Genomic DNA, 3,413 nt, shown 5'->3' with positions numbered 1-3,413 from the left:
GTACCCGCGCGGGTACCGGCCGCCGGTCGCCGGACGGGGCCGGGACCGGGGCGGCGGGACCGGACGGAGCCGGGGCGGCGGGACCGGCCGCGGTCGTGCCGCCGGGCGCCTCCGCCGTACCGGAGGGCACCACCGCGTCCGACGGCGGTGCGGTGCGCGGCGACGGCGGTGCGGTGTGCGGGCGGGCCGGTGCCGCCGTTCCGCCGCCGAACGCCTCCAGGGGCACCCGCTTGGACGACATGTCCCCGAAGACGAGCAGGGGCCTGCCCCCGGCGTCGGTCACCGTCTGCGTGACGCGGCAGGCCTCCTCGTTCCAGAAGGCGATCTCGGTGCGGACGTAGGCCGCGTCGTCCAGTGGGCCGTGGACGTCCACCGCGGCCGCCGAGAGCGGGATGAACGCGGACGCGTCACCGGCGCGGAACACCGGGTTGCCGGGGGAGATCGCGGCGATGGTGACGCTGTCGAGCAGCCCCGGGAACAGCTGGACGTCCGGTGCGTTCAGCTCCCGCTGGCGCCGTCCCTCGACGCGGGCGAGCGTGCCGCCGTCCGGCAGGCCCGCCACCCAGGAGAGGTTCCGGTAGTAGCGGCCGTGGTGGTAGCCGATCCGGCGCAGCCACCGGTAGAGGCCCGAGCCCGCGTGCACCCCGGTGCAGGAGCCGAGCAGCTCGCCGATCGGCAGGGGGTCCGGTCCGGGGGCGGGTCCGTCGAGCAGCCGGCCGGTGACGAAGGGCCCGCCGCCGCGGTCGTCCTCCACCGTGAACCGGCCGTGACCGTCGACCCGGCACACCACGCGGCACGGGCCGTCCGAGGGGATCAGCGGGCGGTGGAACAGCAGGTCGCGCACGCCGTGGAAAGGCGTGCCGCGCAGTGCGGCGCCCTCGCGCAGGAACTCCAGCCACGCCACGCCCGGCAGCATGATCCTGCGGTAGACGGCGTGCTGTGCGACGGGGGCCTCGCCCGGTCCGAAGACCCGCGCGAAGACGTGTCCGGCGGCGCCCTCGTCCCGCAGGAGTTCGGCGGGGGTTCCGGGCCGGGGCGAGCGCAGCGGTTCGCGCAGGTCCAGGGCCCGGCCGCGCGGCTGGGCCACCGGCAGCAGGCGCTTGAGCCACGGCGTGCCCCGCTGGTGGGCGGTCCAGTCGATGTCCCGGCCCTCCCCGAAGAGGCGGACGGTGATCGCGGCGAGCACCCCGGCCGCTTCCCGGCCGTCGCGGGTCCGGGCCAGCCGGGCGCGGAGCCCGCCGTCCGCGTCGTTCCCGCCCGTCGCGCCGGGGTCCGCGCCGGGATCGGGGTCCGGGTCGCCGTCGTGGCGGAGGACCTCGGCCAGTGCCTCCTCCAGCGGTACGCGGCCCCAGACGAAGTCACGGACCGCCTCCCACCCCGGGGGCAGGTCCACCGCGTCCTCCGGCACCCCCGCGTCGCGCAGCGCCACGGTGAGGGCGACGCCCTCGGTGATGCGCAGCAGTTCGCCGGAGAAGTCGGCCAGCCGGGCGCCGGTCGCCGCTTCGAAGAGGCCGATGAGGTCGTGCACGGGAGGCACCGAGGCGTCCAGGGCGACGAGCCAGGCGGGAGGCGCCCCGCCCGCCTCGGGACGGACCCGTACGGGAAGGCCCTCGGAGCCCTCGGAGCCTGCGGAGCCGGGGACGCCGTCGGAGGCACCGTCGGGGGTGTCGGGGCGGAGGAGCCAGGCGCGCAGGGCGGAGGCCAGCTCCGCCGCGTCGGCGCCGAGGACGGCGACCCGCGCGGACCGGTGCGGACGCGCCAGCCGCGCGGTGGCGCACACGTGGTCGAGGTCGTCGGCCACGGTGGGCAGGAACTCGGTCCACTGCGCGGCCAGTTCCCGCAGCGCGTACGGGGTGTCGGCCGACAGCGGCAGGACGTGGACCTCCCGGGCCGGCCCGCCGTCGACGGCCCGCTCTCCCGGACCTCCCGGAACGGGCCGGGCGGTCGGGGGGACCGCTTCGGCGACCACGTGCGCGTTCGTCCCGCCGAAGCCGAAGCCGCTGACCGCGGCGCGCCGCACCGGTGCGTCGGGCCAGGGGGCGTGCGCGGCGGGAAGGCGGAAGGAGCTCTCGGCCAGGTTGAGGCGGGGGTTGGGCTCCTCGACGTCGAGGGCCGGCACGATGCCGTCGCGCAGCATGACGATCACCTTGGCCAGGCCGGCGAGTCCCGACGCCGAGTGCAGGTGGCCGATGCGGCGCTTGAGGGAGCCCAGCGCCACGGAGTTGCGGGGCACGCCGAACCGGCCGAACACCTCGGTGAGCGCCCGCGCCTCGATCGGGTCGCCGATGGCGGTGCCGGTGCCGTGGGCCTCGACGTACTGGACGGTCGCCGGGTCGATCCGCTCGTACACCTTGCCCAGCAGTTCGGTCTGGGCCTCCAGGTTCGGCGAGGTGACGCCCATGGTGCGGCCGTCGTTGTTGACCGCGGACGCGGCGATGGCACCGAGGACCAGGTCCCCGTCGGCCAGTGCCGCGGTCATCGGTTTGAGGACGAGGGCGACGGCCCCCTCGCCGGGTACGTAACCGTCGGCCCTGCGGTCGAAGGTCCGGCACAGGCCGTCCGGGGACAGGGCCCCGGTGCGGGAGAGCAGCACGAAGGTGAGCGGGTCGATCAGCAGGTCGACCGCGCCGACGACCGCGAGTTCGCAGGCTCCCGCCGTCAGGCTCTGGCAGGCCAGCCAGACCGCCGACAGGGAGGAGGAGCACGCGGTGTCGACGACGAGGCTCGGTCCGGCCAGGTCGAACCGGTCGGACAGCCAGGCCGCCATGAAGTTCTGCGACCGCCCCCAGAGGGAGGCGGCCCGCACGCCGTCACCGGGGCGGCCGGGCGCCGGGGCGTCCTGCGGTCCCGGTCCCGGTGTGCCGCCGGCACCCGGGCCCCGGCCGTGGTCGAAGCCGTACGCGTTCATCCGGGCGCCGACGAACACGCCCGCGTCCAGCCGCCGGCGCGCCCCCAGGTAGCCGGAGTCCTCCAGGGCCCTGGCCCCGACCTCGAGCATCACGCGCTGCTGCGGGTCGAGCAGGACGGCGTCCTCGGCCTTCATGCCGAACGCCTCGTGGTCGAAGGAGAAGGGGTCCAGCAGGAAGGCGCCCCGGTGGTGCGTGCCCCGGTGGGGGCCGTCCCCGAGGTACAGCGCGCGGTCCCAGCGGCTCGGCGGGACCTCGTCGACCTCGACCCCGTCGTGCCCCAGCAGCGTCCGGAAGTCCGTGACGTCCTCGGCTCCCGGAAGCCGCACCGCCATGCCGATCACCGCGATGCGGCTGTCGGTCCTGTCCCCAGCGGTCCCGTGCACAGTGGTCCTTTCGTTCGGCTCCGTCGTCATGGCGTCACCGGTCCCGGTCGTGGGCGAGCAGCGGGTGCAGCAGGGCGCTCAGGGCGCTCGGGATCCCCGGGGCGCCCTGAGCGCCCTGCTG

The 3,413-nt window shown here is 76.4% G+C and carries 1 protein-coding gene; it reads right to left on the bottom strand.

The genetic code is table 11. The features are described 5' to 3' along the window. On the bottom strand, positions 1-3,292 hold a 3,292-nt coding region (locus tag AOK18_RS28585; RefSeq protein ID WP_240503352.1), incomplete at its 3' end, for a beta-ketoacyl synthase N-terminal-like domain-containing protein. Positions 3,293-3,413: the final 121 nt, after the last annotated feature.

The sequence above is a fragment of the Streptomyces prasinopilosus genome (assembly GCF_001419695.1).
In the GTDB taxonomy this organism is placed as follows: Bacteria; Actinomycetota; Actinomycetes; order Streptomycetales; family Streptomycetaceae; genus Streptomyces; species Streptomyces prasinopilosus.
This window is presented reverse-complemented; position numbering and strand designations above follow the sequence as displayed.